16 protein-coding genes are annotated in these 20733 nt (G+C 48.3%); 7 read left to right on the forward strand and 9 right to left on the reverse strand.

Going from position 1 to position 20733, the window contains the following annotated elements:
- Window positions 1-87 precede the first annotated feature (87 nt).
- Entirely contained in the window at window positions 88-969 is an 882-nt protein-coding gene (locus tag PGL01S_RS01005) for an AraC family transcriptional regulator (protein WP_164775336.1), read from the forward strand.
- A gap of 171 nt (window positions 970-1140) precedes the next feature.
- On the opposite strand, the gene PGL01S_RS01010 is transcribed toward PGL01S_RS01005, so the two are convergent.
- From PGL01S_RS01010 to PGL01S_RS01025, 4 genes are all read right to left on the reverse strand, one after another.
- Window positions 1141-2457, reverse strand: a complete 1317-nt coding sequence (locus tag PGL01S_RS01010; protein ID WP_127490705.1) for a BNR repeat-containing protein — start codon at window positions 2455-2457, stop codon at window positions 1141-1143.
- A 52-nt stretch (window positions 2458-2509) separates the two neighbouring features.
- A complete protein-coding gene (locus PGL01S_RS01015) occupies window positions 2510-4363 on the reverse strand; it encodes a glycoside hydrolase (protein ID WP_127490706.1) in 1854 nt (617 codons plus the stop codon).
- 209 nt (window positions 4364-4572) lie between these two features.
- On the reverse strand, window positions 4573-6189 hold the full coding sequence (locus PGL01S_RS01020; RefSeq protein WP_127490707.1) for a response regulator: 1617 nt from the start codon (window positions 6187-6189) through the stop codon (window positions 4573-4575).
- Window positions 6189-8000 carry a sensor histidine kinase gene (locus PGL01S_RS01025; RefSeq protein WP_127490708.1) on the reverse strand — a complete coding sequence of 604 codons (1812 nt, stop codon included), beginning with the start codon at window positions 7998-8000 and terminating at the stop codon, window positions 6189-6191. Before PGL01S_RS01025 ends, PGL01S_RS01020 begins: the two co-directional genes overlap by 1 nt.
- Window positions 8001-8056: 56 nt before the next feature.
- On the opposite strand from PGL01S_RS01025, the gene PGL01S_RS01030 reads away from it, so the two are divergent.
- The 4 genes from PGL01S_RS01030 (at window position 8057) to PGL01S_RS01045 (ending at window position 13218) form a co-directional block, all read left to right on the forward strand.
- A complete protein-coding gene (locus PGL01S_RS01030) occupies window positions 8057-9490 on the forward strand; it encodes an ABC transporter substrate-binding protein (RefSeq protein ID WP_127490709.1) in 1434 nt (477 codons plus the stop codon).
- A gap of 177 nt (window positions 9491-9667) precedes the next feature.
- Window positions 9668-10591 (forward strand): ABC transporter permease, encoded by a 924-nt coding sequence (locus tag PGL01S_RS01035; protein WP_244935471.1) that lies wholly within the window; start codon window positions 9668-9670, stop codon window positions 10589-10591.
- An 11-nt stretch (window positions 10592-10602) separates the two neighbouring features.
- Window positions 10603-11556: a carbohydrate ABC transporter permease gene (locus PGL01S_RS01040; protein ID WP_244935472.1), complete on the forward strand. Its 954-nt coding sequence runs from the start codon at window positions 10603-10605 to the stop codon at window positions 11554-11556.
- A gap of 72 nt (window positions 11557-11628) precedes the next feature.
- The gene (locus PGL01S_RS01045; protein WP_127490710.1) at window positions 11629-13218 is read left to right on the forward strand and encodes an ABC transporter substrate-binding protein; all 1590 of its coding nucleotides are present in this window, start codon (window positions 11629-11631) and stop codon (window positions 13216-13218) included.
- A gap of 137 nt (window positions 13219-13355) precedes the next feature.
- Here the strand turns inward: PGL01S_RS01045 and PGL01S_RS01050 are convergent, their stop codons facing one another.
- Both PGL01S_RS01050 and PGL01S_RS01055 read right to left on the reverse strand, forming a co-directional pair.
- A complete protein-coding gene (locus PGL01S_RS01050) occupies window positions 13356-14141 on the reverse strand; it encodes a nucleotidyltransferase domain-containing protein (RefSeq protein WP_127490711.1) in 786 nt (261 codons plus the stop codon).
- 25 nt (window positions 14142-14166) lie between these two features.
- A complete protein-coding gene (locus tag PGL01S_RS01055; RefSeq protein WP_127490712.1) occupies window positions 14167-14766 on the reverse strand; it encodes a maltose acetyltransferase domain-containing protein in 600 nt (199 codons plus the stop codon).
- A gap of 264 nt (window positions 14767-15030) precedes the next feature.
- Here PGL01S_RS01055 and PGL01S_RS01060 point away from each other — a divergent pair, with 264 nt between their 5' ends.
- Window positions 15031-15816 carry an AraC family transcriptional regulator gene (locus PGL01S_RS01060; protein ID WP_164775337.1) on the forward strand — a complete coding sequence of 262 codons (786 nt, stop codon included), beginning with the start codon at window positions 15031-15033 and terminating at the stop codon, window positions 15814-15816.
- Window positions 15817-15920: 104 nt separating this feature from the next.
- Here PGL01S_RS01060 and PGL01S_RS01065 read toward each other — a convergent pair whose 3' ends face one another.
- Together PGL01S_RS01065 and PGL01S_RS01070 are read right to left on the reverse strand one after the other, a co-directional pair.
- Window positions 15921-17744 carry a heparinase II/III domain-containing protein gene (locus PGL01S_RS01065; RefSeq protein ID WP_127490714.1) on the reverse strand — a complete coding sequence of 608 codons (1824 nt, stop codon included), beginning with the start codon at window positions 17742-17744 and terminating at the stop codon, window positions 15921-15923.
- Window positions 17741-18883, reverse strand: coding sequence for a glycoside hydrolase family 88 protein (locus PGL01S_RS01070; protein ID WP_127490715.1), 1143 nt, complete (start codon window positions 18881-18883; stop codon window positions 17741-17743). Before PGL01S_RS01070 ends, PGL01S_RS01065 begins: the two co-directional genes overlap by 4 nt.
- A 162-nt stretch (window positions 18884-19045) precedes the next feature.
- Here PGL01S_RS01070 and PGL01S_RS01075 point away from each other — a divergent pair, with 162 nt between their 5' ends.
- The gene (locus PGL01S_RS01075) at window positions 19046-19888 is read left to right on the forward strand and encodes an AraC family transcriptional regulator (protein WP_164775338.1); all 843 of its coding nucleotides are present in this window, start codon (window positions 19046-19048) and stop codon (window positions 19886-19888) included.
- 16 nt (window positions 19889-19904) lie between these two features.
- Here the strand turns inward: PGL01S_RS01075 and PGL01S_RS01080 are convergent, their stop codons facing one another.
- Window positions 19905-20726, reverse strand: coding sequence for a sugar phosphate isomerase/epimerase family protein (locus tag PGL01S_RS01080; protein WP_127490717.1), 822 nt, complete (start codon window positions 20724-20726; stop codon window positions 19905-19907).
- Window positions 20727-20733 lie beyond the last annotated feature (7 nt).

The following is a 20733-nucleotide window of genomic DNA, read 5'->3' on the forward strand; positions in this document are numbered from 1 at the left end:
AAACCCTGCACTTTCTTTGGAAATCTTTCCTCTATTTCACGATTATAAATACCGGCGATGACCAAACGAATGGACGGTGAACAGAAGTTGAAGCTTTTAGCCTACACGAGCATTATGAGCGAAGCATTCCCTTTCAAAATCCAAATCAAAGAGAACGAGCAGCTTAATTCCGACTCCCACGCGCATGATTACTTTCAGATTTGCTACGTGCTAAAAGGAACCTGCTATCACCATGCGCACGGCAAACGGGTCTCTCTGGTCAAAGGGGATCTATTCTCCATCCCGCCCATGTACGGGCATATGCTTGAAGCGCTTCCAGATCAGGAAGCACAGGTCGTCCATATTGATTTTCTCCCGAGTCTGCTCGACCGCCATATGGCAGGACTGCTCGCCATGGACAGCTTCGTCGATTTTGCCTTTATTCAGCCTTTTGTGCAATTCCAGGACAACCTTCTGCCCAAGCTTAACTTATCCTATGAGGGACAGCTGGCAACGGAGCAACTGATCGCAGGAATGATGGGAGAATTCTTGCGGCAGGATACCGGTTTTCCCCTTATGATTAAGTCGGACCTGCAAAAGCTGCTTGTCATTGCCGGCCGTGAATTTCTGCAATACAGCCATCATGCCGGGGAGCGCCAGCTTGTCAGCCAGCACCGCGAACATTTCGAGCAGGCGCTGCGCTATATCGACACCTGCTACCGTGACCCTGTACGCCTGCAAGACGCTGCGTCGAAAGCCGCCATGTCGCCTTCTTATTTCAGCACTATTTTCAAGCTCATGAAAGGCATGACTTTTGTGGACTATCTGAACGAAATTCGGCTGAACGAGGCGGTTCGAATGCTCAAAGAGCATCCGGATTGGAGCGTTGAGCGTATCAGTGCAGAAGCAGGCTTTAATCATTTGACTCACTTCTACCGGATGTTTAAGCGTAAGACTGGTGTAACCCCCGCACAATATCGCAATAACTGAACGTTAGCCAGGGGCCGGAATGTGCAAAAGTCTATTCCATAAGTCATCGGTATGACCATGGAATAGACTTTACTATGGGGATTTATGATGATTTCAATGAATAGCCTATAAAGCGCCATAAGAGGATTTAGATCGTTAGCATGGATTTCTACTTGTCATTGAGTTAGAGCCTTAATTAGAGAGGGTCCGAAGACCAGTTGTATATCCTAATTTCCCCTGAGAATGATCCCAATAGTAATAATCCCCGTGCATCCAAATCAAGTAATACCTGTCATCAGGAGATGCATTACGGACCACAAAAGGCCGTACATTGTTTTTTGCAGAATTTTTGGTGATAGGTATTAGGTTTGTAATAGAGCCATCCTCGGCTATATCGCATTTAAGGATCTCAAATATTGAGCCATGCTGACCCTCCACAGGTTTGGACATATAGACCGTAGAGGGATTGGCATGATCCAGTATCATCCCGCCAGAATAACAGCACTCTTTTCTTTCGTTAAGATGAAACCACCTGCCTGCATCCGCTAGTTCGGTCAGCCGCCACGACGAGCCTGTCCATTTTGCATAATAGTAGTGATGGCTGTCTTTCTCCTTATTGACTCTGACAAACAAAGTTACTGGCTGCCCCTCCTTATCGAGTGCAAGATCCCAGTTCCAATTCCGCATGTCCAGCCGACGGTCTATTAGATAGCTAGGATCATTCTCCTCGTTTGTTAACTTAAGAGGCTCCTTATTAACATCGGCCAGCATATTGCCCTGCGCATCATGTAAAGTGAAAGTATTGATATCCAGATAAGAGAAATATAAGGAGTTTGGAATACTGTCATCAGGATGAGTATAGGTGAAAGTCATAAAGATTTTATTTTTTCCGTCTGATACATATTTAGCATAAGGCCTTTTTCCAGTCTCCGAATAATCATTCCTAGCATCTACTATTTGTTTTGGAATCCTATCAAAAACCACGTCGCCATTCTGATCAGGAAGTTTGAACCTGGCTATGGTAGGGCTCCAGTTAATTCCCCGCCATAACAAATAAAAGTATTCTGGTTTATCCGCTAGAATAAAGGCAGAGGGATAAGTTGTATTACCGTATCCTTTAGTATCTATTGTCTTTTCGGAACCTAGTGTCTTAATATCATCCGGCGTGGACGTTATTCGATAATAAAAATAAGGGGTGGTTGAATGTTCCGAATAAAATATCATGATTCGCCCATCGGGTAGAATCAAAAAGGTCGGATTATTATGATCGTCAGCTTGAAAGCCTGCACGGACCAATACTTGGTCTTGTTCGTTAGTTGTATTGTCATACTGCAGCGCTTGAATATTTCCCGCAACATCAATGTATCCAATATAAGTCTTATCGCTGCCCGTTTCAGCATTAACATTACGAATGGCCCTTGGATCTGCAAACCAGCACCAGGCGCCGTCATTTGTTATTACTGAGATGTTGTTTTCGATATAGGTTGTTTCTCCTTCATGCGCATTCATCTTATCCCTCCTGTCCATTCGAAAATATGAAGCGCTAAAGAAGCCAGACTGCTTAATTGTCCAATGTAATATAACCGCGAGGCTGCACCGTTCTTCCCTCGAACTCATGCGGGTTTTCGCCAAAATTGACGACTGCCCGGCGACCCGAGGAGAAGCGCGATTCCTGTACTTTTCGATCCGTGCTGACAAAACGGTGGGATATCATCTCGTCACGGCAGATCTGCTCCAGCCACGGGCAAACGTTATTGTAGCTCTCGATAAAGTTAACTTCGAAGCTCTCCCATCGGTCCTGATCGATGGACCAGAGCGGCGCTGTACCGTAGAGGATGTTGAACAGATCCTTTTTCCACCAAATCTCCGGACAGTGATGATTGCCATCCTCCCAACGCCAGGACGTAACGACGGCGTCATGATAGACCAGCTCGTACAACGGCACCCTCGTATATTCGTTAATGGCATACTTAAGATAAGTGTCGGATGCTGTGCGAGTTCCGAGCATGACGGACGGCCTCGGATTGTTTTTCCAATCCCCGTAATAATGGATGGTACCCTTATGGGTAATTTCGGAACCAAAGAAGGTACGCTGCAAAGTCATCATACCGTGGGCGTACAACCCGTGCTTAGCGGCAAAGTCCGCTCCAAACTCGCCGCCCAGATACGTACCGTAACGTTCCTCTAGCAGCTCGCAATTCCTTAGAATCGCCTCGGCATATTGCTGCCGGCTCAGCCGGTGTTCCGGATGATGGCATTCATAGAGCCCGTTTGCCTGATAAACGTCCAGGAAATACGTCTCATGGTTATACTCCTCCAATTCCCTCTCTACCCGCTTGAACATCTCCGGCCGCACGGCTTCCGGGCACACATAAGTTCCGTACGAATTGAAATAAGTAGTGCCGTCCGCCTTCCTCGAAACGATCGCTTCAAACTTCCCAGGATAAACGTTACGCTTCAGTGGAATGTCCTCGCGCACGATGCTGCCGGCATGCCCGTCCGGATGAATATCCGTAAACAGCTCATAAGCACCCGTTCCGTAACCCAGTTCCTTCAGCCGGTCGTCATACCCTGGCTCTGGATAAGGAAGATGATTGGCGTCCCACAATATAAGCGCCTTCTCGATGCCTGCCTCCTTCAAGCCGCGGGCGAATTCAATCTCTCTCGCACCATCCCATACGTACATATGAACGCAGCCAAGCATCTTTTCGAGCGCCGGAAAACGCTTCTCGTTCTCCCGCAGCGTCCGAATACCGTTTTTCTGCCAGCTGTAAGCACGGTATCGCTTGCACTGGGCGACATAGCCGCCACGATCAAAGAAAACGTATGTGACTTTGCGCGCATAGCCAAATTCCCCCATCGTACCGTACCAGACTGGCGCAAAAGCAATAAGTCCGTCTTCATCCCGATCGAACGAGAACGCCGCGTCGTGAGGTGTCTCGACGATCGCCATATACCCGCTTTCGAGCTCTTCGTCAACCACTCCAGCCCAAGCCATCGCAGCGCCTCCGCCGCAAAAGAATAGTGGCTGCTCCTCCAGCGGATAGAACAAATCGTCCGCCGGCAAGAGCAATCCCTGGCTGTCTGTCTGTACGATGGCATGCCGGCTGTCCGGTGTCCGGAAAGCCGAGGGAAAACGGATGGCTGCGCAAGAAGCGTTTTTTTCTGCCTTCAGCGTCACGCTCAGCTCCGACGCCTCCGTCAGTTCAATTGTAGCCGTCAGAATGAACTCGCCTCGCAGCTTTACCTGCAGTTTATTGCCTTCCCGCGTAACCCCTTCAAGCGTCAAGCTCTCGTCAACCGGCTGCTGGCTCCATACCTTGCCGCAACGTTTATCGTGAACCAATAGGCTGCGACTTGTTTCATCGAACAAGATTCCCAGTCGTTTATCTTCTAATTTCCATTCGTAATCCATAGGGACCAAACCTTTCTTGTTCAGGATTAGCTACCGCACAACAGCGGGGCGCACGGTTTATTCTAATGTCTGGCAGCTAATCTACAAGTAAGAATCCAACGATTTCTATTCATTTCTGTTGATTTTGTCTAAGGGTACACCTTGAACGACAGCAAGCCGAAACGGGACTATACTGCTTCGGCTTGATTTTACATATATATTCGCTCCGATTAGAGCGTTTCGCGATACTTGCCCGGCAATATACCGGTCAGCTTTTTGAAGACCGTTGTGAAATAGGTCGCGTTCTCGAAGCCGACCATCTCGGCGATCTCAAACAGCTTCAAATCAGGCGATTTCATGAGCTCCATTGCCCTGTCCACTCGAACTTTTGTCAAGTATTCGATAATGGTTTCGTTGTTCTCTTTCTTGTAAATCTGGCACATATAGGTAGGACTTAGGAAAACAATTTCGGCCAGCTGCTGGATCGTGATGTTTTCCATATAATGCTGGTCGATATAGGTTTTAATCTTCTGAGCAACCTTCTGATTTTTGGAATGATGCTTATGGAAGAAGTAACTCGACATGCCGCCGAGCAGTTCAAGAATGAACCTGCGGAGTGACTCGCTGTCGACTGTTTCCTCAATATGTCCAAGCACTGCGTTCAGTGACATGCCCGTTATGGCGTCAAACGACTCGTCCAGTTCGTGAACGGTGCGGGCAAGATGGAATACGAACTCGGTGCACAGATTATGCACCTGCTCCACCTTGAGGCTGGGCAGTATCACCTGATCAAACATCCGATCAGCCAGCGCCTGGACCCCCAACGCATCCCCCAGCTTTAGCAAGGTCAGCATCTGATTTTCGATTTGATACACTTGACGATAATGTTCATGCGTTTCCAAATTCTGGCCAAGGTCGTCGATGGTGACAACCGACCCCTTGCCCGAGAAGAACGTATACCGGATTGCAGAGTCTGCTTCGCTGTAGGATCGGCTGAGCTGCAGCAGCCCTGTCACCGGCGAGCCCAGACCGATTGAGACGGACACTTTGACAAACTGGCCGACGCAGGCAATGATCTCCTCGCATAGCTGCATCGGTTTGCTGCCTTTCAGAGAGCTGCCTTTGAACAGAATAACAAGCTCGTTCTCGAGCGTATTCGCGAAAGCAAACCCCGCGTTTGCGGCTGCAAGCAGTTCGCTCACAACATTGAGCAAGGCGAAGAACAATAGCTGCTTGTTCTCTTCGTTATAGGTTTCGAACGTCTTCTTGTAATCGTCGAGCTGTAACAATCCGACGGTCATAACTTCACCCGGCAGGAGCTCGATTCCGTAATACGCCGCCTTCTCGGCTGCTTCGTGCTCACTGGCGAAGTCGCGGGAAATGAGCTGGACCAGCAGCCGTTCCCTCAAGACCGGCATGCTCTCGCGGAGCTGCCTGTGAAGACGCTCCGTCATCTGCGCCTGACTTCGTTCGATCTGAATGCTAGTACTGACTTTCTGCACGACTTCCAGAAGTTCCGGGATTTTGACCGGCTTCAGTACGTAAGCTTCCGCTTCGAGACTAAGCGCGGTCTTCGCGTACTCAAAGTCCTGCACTCCGCTAATTAGGATGACCCGAGTGGCGCTTTTATCCTCCTGCAGCCGTTGCGCTACCTCCAGCCCGTCCATCATCGGCATGCGGATGTCGGTACACAGAATATCAGGTTTCAGAACGCTGCACAGCTCATAAGCATCCTTGCCATTATCGGCCAGCCCAACAATCTCAATACCGTACTCGTTCCAAGGTAAAATCAAGCTCAATCCTTCCCGTACCATATCCTCATCGTCCGCGATTATCATGGTAAGCATCAGTACCCCTCCATTGTCTTTACTGCCGGTATCGTAATGATTGCCGTCAACCCCGCGTCCTCGTTTGCTTCATACCGCAGTCCGTATTCATCACCGAACCATTGCCTGATGCGCGCATGAACGTTGCGGATGCCAAATGAGCCTGCCTCACCGCTCGTATGAAGCAGCTCTGTAATCGAACTTGCTGTCGCATGATCCCCGCAGCCATTATCAATCACGCTAAGCATGATCAGATTTCCTTGCAGTTCTCCCCGAACAAGTACGCTTCCATGTCCGTTTGAACGATCGAAGCCATGGATAATCGCGTTCTCAACAAGCGGCTGAAGCAATAGCTTCACCGTCAGAAAGGAAGCTAGTTCCCCAGGCACATCCACCGAGTAAGTCAGCTTCTTACTCATCTTAATTTTCTGAATGGTCAGATATGCCATAACTTGATTGATCTCGTCTTCTAGCTTAATGATGCTTCGGCCTTTATTCAGGCTAAGACGGAAGAAATCAGACAGCGACGTGACCATCTGGCTAATATCGCCAGCTCCGTTCCTTAGTGCCATCCAGTTAATCGAATCAAGCGTATTGTATAGGAAGTGCGGGTTAATCTGCGCCTGCAGTGCCTCCAGTTCAGCCTTTTTCTTATTAGCCTCCGATACATACAAACTATCGATTAGCTCTCGTGTGCGTACGATCATCTGATTAAAACGCGTGAACAAAAACGAGAATTCATCATTGCGCTTATACTCCATCGTTACATTGTAGAGATCGGCTTCGGCCTGATTGATGGATTTCACGAACTTACGAATCGGATTCGTAATGTTATTGGATAACAACAATGCAAGTAGCAGCGCCAGCAACAGGCTGACCAAGAGGACGAGTACCATTACCTTCCTAAAGGAAACAAGCGGACCGTTCAAATCCCGCATCGGCGAGAGGGTCACGATTTTCCATCCTAGCTCCGGAATACCTCGACTGGCTACGAGCATTGCATTACCGTCCACCTTCCGTACAGAGGCCTGGAAGGCGACACCGCTTGCCAGCGCTCTCTCATCCAAATGAATACTTGAAGCGAACGACTCATTAACTGTAATCGGCTCTGTACCCGCCATAATCGTTCCATTTTCATTAAGGAGATAAACCTGGCTATTAGTCGAAGGCTTCATCGCCATAAGGGTTTGGTTGAAATCGTCGATACTAACATCAGCTGTCAACAAGCCTGCGAACGCCAGCGTTGGATCGTTTAGACCGTACAGCCGTTTGACGAAGCGAATCGAATAGGAGCCCTCGCTGTTATCGCTGCGGTAGAGACCAAGAACCTTGTATTTTTCTTTAAATGGGATAGAATGAAACCATTCTTCGTTTTGGATACTCTCAATATTGTAAACGCTGCCAATAAACGCAAAGCGGCTATATTCCGAACGATCCATCAGGTACAGCTTGAGCTGAAATTGATTTCCCGTACGTTCGTTCGTGCTGTAGGTCGCAAGCAGCGCATTCAGCCGTGTCATCTCGTTAATCATCCCGTAATCGTCCCTAGGCTTGTCCGAAGAAAGAATATCCTGCAAATTGGAATTCAGATACAGGCTGGTTGTCGTATTGTCGATCGCCTCCACATTTTTAGTCAAATTCATCTCCATCATCGTCATGTCGCGTTCAATCGCACTCTTCATGTTTTGATTGATGGTCGCCGAGGATGTATTATACAACGTCAGAATGATAATCGATGAAGGCAGGAGCACTATGGACAAAAAATAAGTCAACAACCTCGTTCGGATACTGATATTATTCATCACGAGCGAGGAAACGGATCGAACCGCCATCGGCCCACTTCCTTTTTCCTTAATTTATTGCCCATTATACTTGCGGGAGGATTAAAATGAAACCCATAAATATTCGTATCATTGCATTGCTTTCCGTCGTTCTGACCTTTATTACGGCCATCTTTCTAATCCACGAACTTCGCAAGCAGCAGGATGTAGAAACTGCGGAACCTCTAGTTCCTGCGAATAAAGTCCACCTTACTTTCGCCTATAACGGCGGGATTCCGAAGACGAAATTGACGGAGATCATCGAGAATTACAATCGCACTAATCCGGATGAAACGACCGTGGAGTTGATCGATACTCCGAAGGAGGATTACGCGCGGCTGATGAACATGCACATGATTGACGGAGACGGTCCGGATCTACTATCTGTGGATGAGGATTGGAAGACAACGTATTTTTTGAAAAATTGGCTGGCCGATCTTACCGTCGCCGCGAAATCTCCGGAGCTGCCCGCTTACGACCAATGGGCTATCGACTACGGCAGTTTCAACAGCCAGCTCTTTAGCGTTCCTCATGCTTTCGACACAACCCGGCTGATCTATAACAAATCGCTGTTCGTTTCAGCAGGACTAAACCCCGAGGCTCCACCAGCCACGCTCGACGAGCTGGCCAAGAATGCCCGTCAAATCAGCCAGAGCCAGATTGGATACCAGCGATACGGATTTGCTTGGCCTCTGGGTGATAAAGAAGTCGGCTTTATCAACAGCATGGAGGTGCCGTTAACCTACAGCGGGCTATCGATATTCAACCATGACACTGGACGGTACGATCTGACCAGTTACAGGAAATGGCTGGAAATGATGAACGGACTCGAAAAAACCGAAAGTCTCCTTCCCGGTGGCCTATCTCTGGGCTACCAATCCGCTCTGGCACAATTCGCCAAAGGCAATGTAGGCATGATGATCGTGACCAACAGCGATGTGTACGAGCTCGAGCATTCGTTAGGCATTCAGTTCGAGTGGGGAGCAGCGCTGCCGCCTGTCCTCGATGCCGGACTTAAAAATAAATACCCGCTTATCCTAAAGCCGGAACCGTTAATTGCCGTTAACAATGCCTCCGAGCACAAGGAAGCAGCAATCCGCTTCTGGACTTATCTTGAAAGCTCGGAAACGTTGCAAAAGCTCTATGAAACTAGCTTACTGCTACCTTATTCGGAAGAGATTCGCAAGGCTTCGCAACCTGACAGTACAGCTGTATCGCATATTCGGAGTTTTCTGCCAACAGAATCGGAAGCCTTCTATCCTCCCGCTCCGGTTCTGCTGAACAACAAGCTGAATCCGAATCAATCGCTGTTTCTCGATATTGACTGGAATAACCGGCTTCAAGCGTACTCAGAAGCTGTCTCCGGTCGCATCTCCGTACAGAATGCACTCCAGCTCGAGACAGAGCGAATGAATCTTCTGTTGCAGGAAGAAGTGCAGGACGGTCATATCCAACTATCCTCCTTTCTGTCGCCAGTCTTCCATTCGCCATTTGGCAATTAGTCATAATAAATGAGGTTTTCCCACGCTGCTTTACCGGGAAAACCTCATTTTTTTTCATTATCTTCTACAAATTTTCGCAAGAAACTGATAGGAATACATAAATCCTTTATTTTAAATCTGCCCTATTTCCTTAAAATAAGGGTTACAACATTGAATTAGAAGGAGCAGGTGAACATTGTGGGAGCAATTAGATACCATTTTCGGAACATCATCAAATTCCGCGTTTTATTTCTGATGATGCTGCCGACGCTCGCCATCGTCATTTTCAACAACTACGTGCCGATGTTCGGGGTCGTACTGGCCTTCAAGAATTACACATTCAGCGACGGGATCTGGGGAAGCGCTTGGGCCGGCTGGACAAACTTCAAGTATTTGTTCCAGACCGATATCGCGTGGCTGGCTACGAGAAATACGATCATGTACAATGCCATCTTCATTGCGCTTAATACCGTGTGCGCCATAGGCCTCGCCATCTTGTTGAATGAGATTCGCAGCAAACGATGGAAAACTATCTTTCAGAGTACGATGCTCTTCCCGTATTTCTTGTCTTACGTTGCCGTAAGCTACGTCCTTTATGCCTTCCTTGGCGAATCCGGCTTTATGAATACCTCGATGCTCAAGTGGCTGGGCCAAGACGCTGTCTCTTGGTATTCATCTCCGGACAAATGGCATTTCATTCTGCCGCTCGTCAACACCTGGAAGCATGTCGGCTACTTTGCTATCGTCTACTTGGCCGCAATCGTATCCATCGACACCGAATATTATGAAGCCGCTGTCATTGACGGAGCATCTAAGTGGCGCCAAATCCGCTACATTACGATTCCAATGATGCTCCCGGTTATTGTAATCATGACCTTGCTGCAAGTCAGCCGGATCTTCAACGCCGATTTCGGGCTCTTCTATCAAGCGACGCTGAACTCAGGTGCGCTGCAGAATGCGACGGAGGTAATGGATACCTTTGTATACCGGAACTTCCTTTTGAACGGAGATGTTGGCATGTCTAGCGCCGCCGGCCTGTACCAGTCGTTCGTAGGTTTTGTGCTCGTGCTGGCATCTAATGCAATTGTTCGGAGAATTAACAAAGAGAATGCTTTATTCTAGGAGGTGGCAACTTGACACAACTTGCTGAAAAACAAACCGCAATACGACCGGAGCGCGTAAGGCGTAAAAAGTTCATGGGCGCTCAGTCTCTCTCACCGGCTGCCTATTACACAATAATTATCTGCTTGACCATACTTAGCCTGGCATGTATAGTGCCGCTCCTACTTGTCATCATGACTTCGTTCACAGACGAAAGCTCGCTGACCTTGCACGGTTATCAATTTATTCCGGCCAAGTTCTCTCTTTATGCCTACGATTATTTGATGAATGATTTCGATAAGATCGCTCGCGGCTACGGCATCTCGGCCTTTGTTACCATCGTCGGAACGGCAGCCAGCCTACTGCTCATTTCGCTCTTCGCTTATCCGGTCTCCCGGCCGGACTTTCCATACCGTAATATTTTTCTGTTCCTGGTCTTTTTCACAATGTTGTTTCACGGGGGACTCGTTCCTTGGTATCTAATCTATGTCAAAGCCGGATTGAAAAACACGATGATGGCACTTATATTGCCGAGCTTGATCGTTCCGTTTAACCTAATCATCGTGCGAACTTTCTTCGCCAATACAATACCTCATGCTCTGGTAGAATCGGCGAAGATTGACGGCGCCAGTGAATGGCGCATCTACGCTCGTATCATTATGCCCCTCTCACTTCCGGTACTGGCAACCATAGGCCTGTTCCAGACGCTGATTTATTGGAACGATTGGTATACGAGCCTGATCTTCATCAGCTCGGAAAAACTCGTCAACATCCAATACTTGCTATACCGCGTCATCAGTGACATGAACTATCTGAATTCCGGATTCGCCAATCAGCAGGCCGTGGACGGCGTACTCAAGACGCTGCCTGCACAGACCGTGCGCATGGCTATGGCCGTCGTTGGCATCGGACCGATCGTCATCGTCTACCCGTTCATCGCCAAGTATTTCGTCAGAGGTTTGACAGTCGGTGCAGTCAAAGGCTGATTTCTGATTCATTACGGCTACTACCGCTACAGCGGATAGCATATAAGCAAACACATAGGAGGGTTTATAAAAATGAATAGAAAAAAAATCGTCGCCAGCGCAATGACATTGTCTATGGCAACCGCCATGCTGCTATCGGCTTGCGGCAACACGAATAACAACAACTCAAACGCTAATTCGAAACCAAGCTCAAACGCCAGCGAAACCGCGGCAGCAACAAATAACGGAGGTGCCACGGATAATACGGGCGCAGCCGTCGATCCGTCCAAACTTCCGCCAAGAGAAATCTCCATTTATTTCGAAGGCCCTAAGGCACAAACCGACACTGCGCTCGTAGAGGCGGAGCTAAACAAGATTACAAAAGCAAAAATTAATGCCACCGTTAAAATCAATCACCTCAGCTGGGGAGATTTTCCTCAAAAAATGAACTTGATGATGGCATCCGGCGAACCGTTCGATCTTATGTTCACCGCAGGCTTCGATAACTTCACCGGCAACGTATCCAAAGGCGCCTTCGTCCAACTTGATGATCCAAACAATAACCTGCTTGAGAAATACGGTCAGGACATTCTAAAATCCATTAATCCCGTGCTGCTGAACGGCGGCAAAGTCGACAACAAGCTGTATGCGATTCCAACCCAGAAGGAAATGGCTTCCCAATACGGCATGTTGCTTCAGAAGGACATTGTGGACCAGTACGGCATCGATCTGTCCTCGATCAAGAAGCTGGAAGATCTCGAACCCTATCTGCTGAATGTCAAAAAAGATCACTCGGATATGATTCCGATTGTGGCCACTTCCAACTGGCTGGCCATCCTGCCTTACGAGCTTGTTGGTTCGCAGGAGAGCCCGGGACGCCTGCCTAAGGACGGCAGCACGAAGGTCGTTAATATCTTCGAGCAGCAGGATACGAAAGATCTATTCAAATTGATGGAGAAATGGTACAAACTCGGCCTCTTCCAGAAGGATCCCGCAACCAATACCGAGCTTAGCGCTCAACTCAAAACCGGGTTGATCTTCGCAACCGAAAGCCAATTGAAGCCTGGTGCAGCTGAGGAAGCCAGCATTAATCTGACCAAGCCGGTCGTTCAAGTGCCGTTGACGCCCACATATACGCAAATCGGCGATTTGAACAACTCCATGCTGGCGATCTCCAAAACGTCGAAGGATCCTGAGCGCGCCATGATGTTCCTGAATCTGCTCCATTCCGATCCGGATGTCGTCAACCTTCTCGACTTCGGCATCGAAGGCAAGCACTATGTCAAAGTCGATGGCAAAACGACGGTTATCAAGCACCTGGACGGTGTAGAAACTTCGAAGATCGGCTATTCGCCTGGAAATGCTTGGCAAGTCGGCAACCAACTCCTTAGCTACACCTTCGAAACGGAAAATGAACAAAAATGGGAAAATTACAAAGCGTTCAATGACTCCAGCACGCCGTCCGTGCTTGCCGGCTTCTCCTATAATAACGAGCCTGTGAAGAACGAGGAAGCCGCAATCGCAGCGATCTGGAAGAAATACATTGATGCGCTTTCCGCGGGCATCGGCAATACAGACGATTATCTAAACAAGATGAACAATGAAATGAAGAAAGCCGGAATGGACAAAATTTTGCAGGAGAAGCAGCGTCAAATCGATGCTTTTCTGGCCAGCAAAAAATAAATGATCAGCTGAAGGTTGATACAAAAGAGCTCTGCAGAATCCCCTGCAGAGCTCTTTTGCTTGCTTGCCTTTATAACAGTGTTCACAGAGCCACGAGTGGGCTTTTTTACTTGGCAAAATCAAGCAGCACATTTGTGTTATAAATCAATGACCGGTACATGGCCTGTCATCCAATTCAATTCACTATCAAGCATGAATCGAATGTGCCTTCCTTTTTCCGACTTCGGCCACTCATGGAATTGCGTCACGCTTTCATACAGTGCTTCAACGTTTTCCTTTGATTTATGCTGCAATACATTATTCATCATTAAAACAAGGTTATTCGGTTTGCAAGCAACCCCTTCCAGCACTTTCATGAACCATTTATGATAGGGATAGAGAACTTCATTGTATGCCAAAATAAGCCGCCCTGCGAATAAAACGAAATTAGTCGTCGCGATTTCGATGACGTAACGTTCGTTCTTCTTTAAACCTTCGTAAAACATCCAACGCCAACCTTCAAATTGGGCGTGAAATTTTTCCATGGTCTCATATTTCCGCTCAGCGGGATAACATGACGCCGCTTGCACCATTTCTTGCAGGCCGTTTATTTCGCTATAACTAACTATTGCGTCCTTGAAGGCAAATCTAGCGGGCTCGCTGCCGGATTCAGCAACCTTTTTAATATACGAAACCGAGGTGTACTTCCCATCCACATATCCGCCAACATAAGGCGTTGACTCCGTTTCATGGTAATGAATATCTCCGCTTTCTAATAAAGAAAGATAACTTTCATCCGATACAACAAGCATCAAGTCGATGTCCGAATCTTCTTTTGCAAAACCATGCGCTACGGAGCCCCCGACAATGACAGCCAAAATCTCTTCCTTTTCCTTAAGCTTGTTTGTAATCCTTTCAATGGCTGTTTTATGATGTGGATACATTAAGAATGGCTCCTTCTAAGTGGAATTAGGGCTGCACCTTCCGGTTCTTATAGTAGTAAACTTTATCTTCCTCCGTAATTTCCCGCAGCACTTTACAAGGAATGCCCACGGCAACCACATTCGGTGGAATGTCCTTCGTGACAATACTTCCCGCACCTATTACGCTGTTCCTGCCTATCGTAACGCCGGGATTAATGACTGCGCCGCTCCCAATCCATACATTGTCCTCAATGACAACTGGGAATGCATACATTTGGCCTGTTGCGCGCAATTCAGCGTCAATAGGATGTCCTGTAGTTGAAATCGTAACATTAGGAGCAAATAAGACGCCATTCCCGATTTTGACCGTTGTATCGTCCACGATTGTAAGATTGAAATTCGCGTAGACATCATTGCCGATAAACGTATTGGAGCCATAGGCAAAGTGAATCGGAGGTTCGATCCAGCAATTGTTGCCCCAGGTTCCGAAAAGCTGTTTAGCAAGTTCTTCTCTTTTGTCTACCTCGGACGGTCTCGTTTGGTTAAAATCGAAAACGAGCTCTTTTCCCCTAAGTCGTTCTTCGGGCAGACCTTCTCCCATATCGGTGAACAACAAACCATTCTTTATATTCTCACGCTGTGTCATTTAATAATTCCTTTCTTTTTCTAATTTTCTCAGACCTCTTTTGCAAAACCTCAACATTTGATTAAATTCTATTTTATTGATGTCAGTTAACGTTTTATATATAATTATTGACTGAAAATATCATTATATTAACCTAATGTGGTGAGATCACTGAAAAATCGTATTGTCCGTGTTGATAAGGATCTGAACAGCACTTTTAAGTTGAATCCCATATTTCCTTTTGTACTTTCCCGGGATGATTTAAGCGACTATGTAGGCGGATTCGTGAACTGGCATAAACAAACTGCTGTAGAGATTGCTATTGTTTTAGAAGGAAGTATTAATGTGACCGTCCTGGAACGCGAAGAAACGATGGAAGTTGGCGATGGTTTTCTAATCTTGCCGGAACGTCTACACACCTTAAAACCAAGCAAAGGTGCGAAAGCTGCAAGATATTTTACTTTCATTTTTGAACCCGCCTTGTTAACCGGATTTAAGGGCAGTTTTTTTGAACATGCCTTTTATTTTCCAGCATTAAATAAGAAAGAAGCCTTTTATAAGTTTAATATTCAGGATAAATGGACACGTCCCATATTTGAGCAGATGAAACGGGTTTATGACCAAGAAGCTGACGATAGCCCTGCGTTCCAATTAAACGTGCAGCGGATCGTACAAGATGTTTGGATCATTTTGTGGAACAATCTTTTGTCCAAGGAAGAAGCAGGGGAGCGTAAGCAACATAATGCGCGAATCTTGAAGATGATCGAATATTTGCATACTTATTATTCTTCGAAGTTCTCGTTAAGTGATATGGCGACACATTCCAATGTTAGCCGTGGAGAATGCTGCCGCTACTTTAAGAAAATGATGCACATGACAATCTCGGATTATCTCATGGAATATCGGGTTTCAAAAGCAGTTGAACTTCTGGAGTCCTCAGATATATCCATCTCAGAAATCTCTGAAACAGTTGGATTCAGCAGCCAGAGTTACTTTATTGAATCTTTCAAAAAGAAGACGCGTCTCAGTCCTCTAGCCTACAGGAAATTTATAAAAGGAATGTCTAAATAAAAATAATGATATACAAATTGGTGCAACCCATCTTTAATCTCAATCTCTGATTGGGTATTACTCATAACACAAACAGCCCCGCCAAAGAAGCGGGGCCATCCTAGTTAAAGCTCCGCCGTTACCGTGAAGCGCAGAGGAATACTCACCTCGGCTCCCAGCGCCTGAGCCTTCAGGCGGACGCGGTAAATAAGAACGGGCTCGGCATTATGATGCTGGCTTGCGATTTCCTCAATCTCCGCTTGCAGCATCTCCTGGTCGAAGTCCAGTACCGCCTTGCTCCGCTCTCCCTGCCAGATGATGCGGCCGTGCTCAAGTGCGGGCCGGTGAAAGCTCATGAACAGCTCCTCGATGCGGTTGTTCGCCTCACGGAATGAATACACATCGAAGATGGTCAATACGGCCTGCGGCAATTTCGGCACTAGTTTCCAGGAGAATGATCGAACAAGATTTGTCAAACCACTATCTTGCGGATATGCCTGCGTCAGGTTTACTTCCGCCTCAAGACTTCCACCCTTCTCTTCTTGTCCGACAAGTTCGGCTGCATAGATCCGGCCCGCCGCCTGCTGGCAGCCGTTAACGAGAGGAACGGAGTGGCCTTCCGATCCATTATGGAGATGCTCATAACGTTTTTCGCCAAAATAATCCTTCGTATAGACACCTGCTCCAAGATCGGTCAGCAGCGACTCCCCATTGACATTGAGGATGAAATGCCCAAGGTCATTATGATTATGAGGCTCGTCGTTGTGACCACCCTTGCATGCCATGCTGAATTGCGCGCTGGCATTCTTCGCTTTGGAGACCGCCCAGCCTGCAGACGGGAAGAAGAAATTACCCAGCGCCATCGATCCGTTTAACAGCTCCGCTTCACTCCAAAACAGATTGCGAGAAGCATGCGCCCACCGATTGATACGGTATAGACGAGGAACTCTGTTCATCTCTGGCAGCGGCTGGTCTAGCCGGTGATGCAGACGGCACATCAGTCCCGTATGAGGCTGACTGTCCGGCCATGCATCGGAAAAGTTCGTATAGTCCGTTGAGGAAAGCTGCACCGCTGCAGGGAAAGCCGCGATGGTACGGATCTTCTCCCCACTTAGCAGGTTAATGGAACCAGAAGTCAGTTCATGGAGCATATCTGCATAATAGAAGAAAAATCCAAAGCCATACGCCCAATAGCCAATTCCCTCCGTACAGCATCCATCATCCTCGAATCCGCTAAGGAAGACATTCATCGTGCGAATGACGCTTGCCGTCATCCCTGCCAGACGCTCCTTATCCTGCACGAGCATAATCGCCGCCATTCCCGCCGCACCCGAACAAACCGCCGACCAGTTGCTCGTCGAGGATTCCCACCCGAAGGCGGATGAGGATTCGAATAGCGGCTGAAAAATTCGCTCCTCCACTTCTGCCCTCACGCGGGCAGCGACCTGCGGGTCAAGCAAGTCTCCCAGCAGGTACAAGGCTTCAGCCAGCGCATGAGCCGTCTCTGCTGCAAACAAATCGACACGCTGCCGTGGAGGAATTCGATCGGGAGACATTGACAGATGAGCGGGTAAGCACCAGGTATATTCCGCGCAGATTTCCCAGATCAAATCTTCTAATGCCTGCAAATCGGACGGCTCCTGTTCCAGAAGCACCACGAGCAGCAAAGAGATGAACCGATTGCGGCGTTCGAAATAAGGTGTCTCGTATTCCACCCGGGTGCCTTGTGCTTCAAAAAGGCGGAAATCGGAAAATTTTAGCTCCGGGAATGGCTCGCGCTTTGCGCGATCCGACTCGGCTCTCGCCTCCGCAAAAAGCGGCTCTAGATGCGCGGACTTCGCCAGTTTCCGGAGCAGACGCTGATTAATCTCCTTTCCTAGCAAAGTTCGGGGCAATTCCCGCACGGCTGTTATTGCATCTCGAATTTCTTTGAAGGTGTACGTTATCATAACTGCGCTCCTGTTATCGCCCGCAGCTTAGCAAAGGCCTCGACAAAATAATAGTCTCCGTAGATTAACGCGCCATTTTCTACGTCGGAACGATGATTACCGCGATGGAAGGCAGAGGTGCCATTTGTCAGCAGACATTCATCGGATAGATCCCAGACGGCACACTGCTCTGCCAGCGCTTTCAATATCGCGAGCGCTGCTTGCAGATACAAACTCTGCTCTGCCTCCGGAACGGCCTTCGCGATCTCGATCAGACCGCAGGCTGCGATTGCTCCGGCGCTGCTATCAAGAAGCGTTGCGTCAGCCGGCTGCCGGAAATCGCAAGGCGGTACATATCCGGTAAGTGCCAAATTAGCGATGAAATAATGCGAGATCCGTTTCGCCGCGTTCAAATATTCGGACTTGCCGGTCCAATTGTAAGCTTGCGCGAAGCCGTAGATCGCCCAGCTCTGGCCTCTCGTCCAGGAGGAGCCGCTCACATAGCCTTGCCCCCCTGGAATGTCCAGCACCTCACCGCTATGAGTGTCGAAGGCGACGATGTGATTAACAGATCCGTCTTCCCGAATAAAATGCCGGAGCGTCTTATCTGCGTGCAGAATACCAATCTGCTTAAATCGTTCGTCCTTGCTCTGCTCACTCGCCCAGAAGAGCAGCGGAATATTCATCATGCAGTCGATGATCGCCCAGCCCTCATTGCCTTCCCCGTTCCAGGCCCGTATATATCCACCGGCGATATTCATTCGGCCGGACAACACGTTAGCGGCCAGCATAGCCCGCTGCTTTGCCTTCTGCTCGCCGGTCGCTTCATAGTTCATCACACTCGACAGCAGCCACATGAAACCGACGTCGTGATGAAGTTCGTCGTACCCGTGCAGAACCGCATCCATTTTCTCCTCAATGCTTTGCGCGTACAGCTTGTAAGACTCATCCTTCGTTGCCTCATACATATGCCACAGCATGCCCGTCCAAAACGTGTTCGTCCACCAGGATGCTTCATCCTGCCAGTCGTCATAAACGCCGTCATGCGTCGTATACGGCATGCCATCCTTAATCCGGGCGGAAGTCACAGCTACCTTGTTTGTAATCCTTTTCCACGTTTCCTCGATAAATGGGTAGTTTTCCTGCAGCAGCTCTTGCATGCCATCTCCTCCATATCATTAAAATATCATCATACGAATTGATATAATTTGAGTTTACGTTGAGCGCCTCTCTGCCGATATGGTATAGTTTGCGTAAAACATTGCAAATGTTGCGATCCTAGATTGCCGATTATGATTATTACGGGAGAGAGGAGCAAAACGATGAACGAAACGATCACAACCATCAGTCTGCATAACGGTAATTTCACTTATCAGCGCACGCTGACGCGGAATCCTCAGGATGATCAGCATCACAACTATATGCTGGAGTGCTACGAAATCTACTATTTAGTATCGGGCAATGTCGTCTATCAGGTCGAAGAGCACAGCTATTCGCTTAATCCCGGCGATATGATTATCCTGAACAACCGAGAGATGCACAGGCCATATTTCGCCTCGGATTCGGAGTATGAGCGGATCATCCTTTTTTTCACCCCGGAATTTTGCAGCCATTACAGTCATGAAGGGTACTCGCTATTACAATATTTCGAACGCAAAAAGCCCGGAAGCTTTAATTGGCTGCCGAGCAAGCTTATAGAGCAAGCGCAATTGGCGCGTTCCTTCAGTGAGATTGAAGAGTATCAACGCAGCGGCCATCCGGCCAGCGACTTGTTGATCGAGACGGCGTTCATACGAATGCTGATCCAGATTAACGATATCATAGCCTCCCAGGTGCTCCCCACCGCTCTAAACGGTAATTACAACGCAAGGATCGAGCAGATTCTCAGCTACATTAATCAGCATTTGTACCAGCCTCTCACGCTTCAGCACATCGAGGAACAATTCCATATGAACCGTTATCATTTCTCGCATTTGTTCAAGAGCATGACCGGCTTCAGCTTCAAACAATACATCTCGCATAAGCGGATTGCCAAAGCAATTGAGCTGCTGAAGCTGCGTTTCCCTCCCGGCGAGGTGTGCACGATGACCGGCTTCGAGGATTATTCGAACTTCTACAAAGTTTTCAAGAAAATAACGGGCGTCTCGCCGGCAAACTACATCTAAGCGGGAGAGACGCCTGTTACCCCTCTAGCTTCCCCTTCCATTCAAGACGATTGAAATTCTCTTTCACCATATCCGCCATCCATTCGTTTACTTCCCACAAGTCAGCTATCGGCTTGTTCGTGAATGGATCGGTGTGCATATAGCCTGGAGGGCCGAATTCAGCCGTGAAGGTCGCATTCGCCCTGCCATTGTCCTTCTGGTGCCGGAAAATGTCCTGCCACCAGCCCATGAACAATTTGAGCTCCTTTTGGAAGTATGGGGACGCGGGGTGAGGAATCTGCGGCCCTTCCGGATACCCGACTCGGCCATGGATATGAATCGTTTTACTGACAGCCAGGGCAATGTCTTCCTCTTGATCTTCCAGATGGGATTCGCATACGTTCACCCAGTGACTAAAGTCGGCCGTGATGCGCAGCTCCGGGAACTTTCGGAGCAGCCTCGCCGTCGTCCATGGCGTGAACATAGCCCTGCCTCGATGGGTTTCATGACCAATAGGTATTTCCCACTCTTGCTCCACCCGCAGCGCCTGCTCATAGAAGCGGTCCTGATCATCTTCGCTCATGCTATCTTTTGCAGAATGCGCAACGATATGAACCGGCTGAAACGTGGCAGCTCGTTTAACTAGCTCAGCGAACGAAGACGAATGGTCGCCGTGCGTGACAATCTGCGCAATATAAGAAAGGTCGTATCGCTTCAGCAGTTGTTTGAACGAATGCTCGTCGTTCTCCGGCGGTAATGGCGCTTCAATGCCGTAGTAACCTGCTGCAGACGCTTTCCCCAGTTGCTCCTCGTAAGTCCCTTCCATTCCCCATAACGCTTTATATACGTGTAATTTCATCAAATGT

It is taken from the genome of Paenibacillus glycanilyticus NBRC 16618, from assembly GCF_004000805.1.
Lineage (GTDB): Bacteria > Bacillota > Bacilli > Paenibacillales > Paenibacillaceae > Pristimantibacillus > Pristimantibacillus glycanilyticus.

Bases quoted from the DNA above. Each gene is read 5' to 3' on its own strand.
- PGL01S_RS01050 (WP_127490711.1), bottom strand. From the start codon at position 14,141: ATGTATCCACATCATAAAACAGCCATTGAAAGGATTACAAACAAGCTT.
- PGL01S_RS01075 (WP_164775338.1), top strand. From the start codon at position 19,046: ATGAACGAAACGATCACAACCATCAGTCTGCATAACGGTAATTTCACT.
- PGL01S_RS01055 (WP_127490712.1), bottom strand. From the start codon at position 14,766: ATGACACAGCGTGAGAATATAAAGAATGGTTTGTTGTTCACCGATATG.
- PGL01S_RS01070 (WP_127490715.1), bottom strand. From the start codon at position 18,883: ATGCAAGAGCTGCTGCAGGAAAACTACCCATTTATCGAGGAAACGTGG.
- PGL01S_RS01045 (WP_127490710.1), top strand. From the start codon at position 11,629: ATGAATAGAAAAAAAATCGTCGCCAGCGCAATGACATTGTCTATGGCA.
- PGL01S_RS01010 (WP_127490705.1), bottom strand. From the start codon at position 2,457: ATGAATGCGCATGAAGGAGAAACAACCTATATCGAAAACAACATCTCA.
- PGL01S_RS01065 (WP_127490714.1), bottom strand. From the start codon at position 17,744: ATGATAACGTACACCTTCAAAGAAATTCGAGATGCAATAACAGCCGTG.
- PGL01S_RS01030 (WP_127490709.1), top strand. From the start codon at position 8,057: ATGAAACCCATAAATATTCGTATCATTGCATTGCTTTCCGTCGTTCTG.
- PGL01S_RS01020 (WP_127490707.1), bottom strand. From the start codon at position 6,189: ATGCTTACCATGATAATCGCGGACGATGAGGATATGGTACGGGAAGGA.
- PGL01S_RS01025 (WP_127490708.1), bottom strand. From the start codon at position 8,000: ATGGCGGTTCGATCCGTTTCCTCGCTCGTGATGAATAATATCAGTATC.
- PGL01S_RS01015 (WP_127490706.1), bottom strand. From the start codon at position 4,363: ATGGATTACGAATGGAAATTAGAAGATAAACGACTGGGAATCTTGTTC.
- PGL01S_RS01080 (WP_127490717.1), bottom strand. From the start codon at position 20,726: ATGAAATTACACGTATATAAAGCGTTATGGGGAATGGAAGGGACTTAC.